This is a genomic window from Pseudomonas edaphica (assembly GCF_005863185.1).
GTDB classification, from domain to species: domain Bacteria; phylum Pseudomonadota; class Gammaproteobacteria; order Pseudomonadales; family Pseudomonadaceae; genus Aquipseudomonas; species Aquipseudomonas edaphica.
This window is the reverse complement of record NZ_VBVZ01000792.1, coordinates 1-2,440: the sequence shown is the minus strand read 5'-3', so window position 1 is coordinate 2,440 and position 2,440 is coordinate 1. Positions and strand designations below refer to the sequence as shown.

The following is a 2,440-nucleotide window of genomic DNA, read 5'->3' as shown; positions in this document are numbered from 1 at the left end:
AGCGTGGCCATGCTTGCCCGGCAGTTGGGCATTGCGCGCACCACGGTGACCTCGCGCCTGGCGCGCCTGGAGAAAACCCAGGTGATCACCGGTTATGGCGTGCGCCTCGGGCAGCGTGTGGTCGACGGGGGTTTGCAGGCGTATGTCGGCATCACCGTTCAAGCGCGCTCGGGCAAGGAAGTGCTGCGCCGGGTGAGCGCCATGGCGCAGGTGCAGCAATTGTGTGCGGTGAGTGGCGAGTTTGATTACGTGGCCTGGCTGCGCACTGATTCGCCGGAACAGCTGGACCAGTTGCTGGACCAGATCGGCAGCGTCGAGGGCGTGGAAAAAACCACCACGTCGATCATCCTCAGTAACAAATTGGACCGTGGTCAGCCAGTTTGACCAGCCACTTCGTCATTCTGACTAAAAACAATTCAATCCGACGACACATTGCGTCTTAATAACGAACGCTACGCTCCCTAAACTGGCTGCCATCTTTTCCTATACTCAACGGGCCGAATCCCGCCGAGTCGTCAGTAAGGTCAGCCATGAGCATTCCGTCCAGCACCATCAGCAAGACCAATCGCCATCCCGCCGACGGTAAAAAACCTATCACCATCTTTGGCCCGGATTTTCCGTTTGCCTTTGATGACTGGATCGAACACCCGGCTGGCCTGGGCAGTATTCCCGCGGCCAACCATGGCGCGGAAGTGGCGATTGTGGGAGCCGGGATCGCAGGGCTGGTGGCTGCTTACGAGCTGATGAAGCTGGGCCTCAAGCCGGTGGTATACGAGGCCTCGAAGATGGGCGGGCGTTTGCGCTCCCAGGCCTTTGAAGGCGCCGAAGGCATCATCGCCGAGCTGGGCGGCATGCGTTTTCCGGTGTCGTCCACCGCGTTCTACCACTATGTGGACAAGCTGGGCCTGGAGACCAAACCCTTTCCCAACCCGCTGACACCGGCTTCCGGCAGCACAGTGGTCGACCTCGAAGGCCAGACCCACTACGCACAAAAACTCTCGGACCTGCCGGTGCTATTCCAGGAAGTTGCCGATGCCTGGGCGGATGCGCTGGAGGCCGGCTCGCAGTTCGGTGATATCCAGCAAGCCATTCGCGATCGCGACGTGCCACGCCTCAAGGCGCTGTGGAACAAGCTGGTACCGCTGTGGGACGACCGCACCTTCTATGACTTCGTCGCCACGTCCAAGGCGTTCGCCAAACTGTCGTTCGCGCACCGCGAAGTGTTTGGCCAAGTGGGTTTCGGCACGGGCGGCTGGGACTCGGATTTCCCCAACTCCATGCTGGAAATTTTCCGCGTGGTGATGACCAACTGCGACGATCACCAACACCTGGTGGTTGGCGGCGTAGCGCAAGTGCCCATGGGCATATGGCGCCATGTGCCGGAGCGTTGCGCCCATTGGCCCGCCGGCACCAGCCTCAGCTCGCTGCATCGCGGCGCGCCACGGGCGGGGGTAAAACGCATTGCCCACGCTGCCGATGGCCGCTTTGCGGTCACCGACAACTACGGTGACACCCGCGAATACGCCGCCGTGCTGACTACCTGTCAAAGCTGGCTGCTGACCACCCAGATCGAATGCGACGAAACCCTGTTCTCGCAAAAAATGTGGATGGCTCTGGACCGCACGCGCTACATGCAGTCGTCGAAAACCTTCGTGATGGTCGACCGCCCGTTCTGGAAAGACAAGGACCCGGAGACCGGCCGCGACCTGATGAGCATGACCCTCACCGATCGCCTCACCCGTGGCACCTATCTGTTCGACAACGGTGACGACAAGCCAGGCGTGATTTGCCTGTCGTACTCGTGGATGAGCGACGCGCTGAAAATGCTCCCGCAACCCATCGACAAGCGCGTGAAACTGGCGCTCGACGCGCTGAAAAAGATCTACCCGAAAGTCGATATCAAGGCGCGCATCATCGGCGACCCGATCACCGTGTCCTGGGAAGCCGACCCGCATTTCCTCGGCGCCTTCAAAGGCGCGTTGCCCGGCCACTATCGCTACAACCAGCGCATGTATGCGCACTTTATGCAGAAGGACATGCCCGCCGAACAGCGTGGGATTTTTATCGCCGGTGACGACGTATCCTGGACGCCTGCTTGGGTCGAGGGCGCGGTGCAAACCTCGCTGAATGCGGTATGGGGCATCATGACCCACTTCGGCGGCAGCACTCACCCCGAAAACCCGGGCCCAGGTGATGTCTTTGACGAAATCGGCCCGATCGCCCTGGCCGATTAAGGAGTTGAGTATGCGTGTCGCCCTGTACCAATGCCCACCGCTGCCGCTGGATGTGGCCGGCAACCTCAAGCGCCTGCATCAATTGGCGCATGAGGCGACCGGTGCCGACGTGCTGGTGCTGCCGGAGATGTTCCTCAGCGGCTACAACATTGGCGCGGAGGCGGTGGGCGCACTCGCCGAAGCCCAGGATGGGCCGTCGGCTCAGG

At 61.3% G+C, this 2,440-nt stretch carries 3 protein-coding genes; all 3 read left to right on the top strand.

Features of this window, described 5'->3' with window-relative positions:
- A partial coding sequence (locus FEM54_RS30535; RefSeq protein WP_138454062.1) for an Lrp/AsnC family transcriptional regulator occupies positions 1-384 on the top strand: 384 nt, incomplete at its 5' end.
- 167 nt (positions 385-551) lie between these two features.
- Entirely contained in the window at positions 552-2,234 is a 1,683-nt protein-coding gene (locus FEM54_RS30530) for a flavin monoamine oxidase family protein (protein WP_065929487.1), read from the top strand.
- Between the two features lie 10 nt (positions 2,235-2,244).
- A partial coding sequence (locus tag FEM54_RS30525; protein ID WP_276614924.1) for a nitrilase-related carbon-nitrogen hydrolase occupies positions 2,245-2,440 on the top strand: 196 nt, incomplete at its 3' end.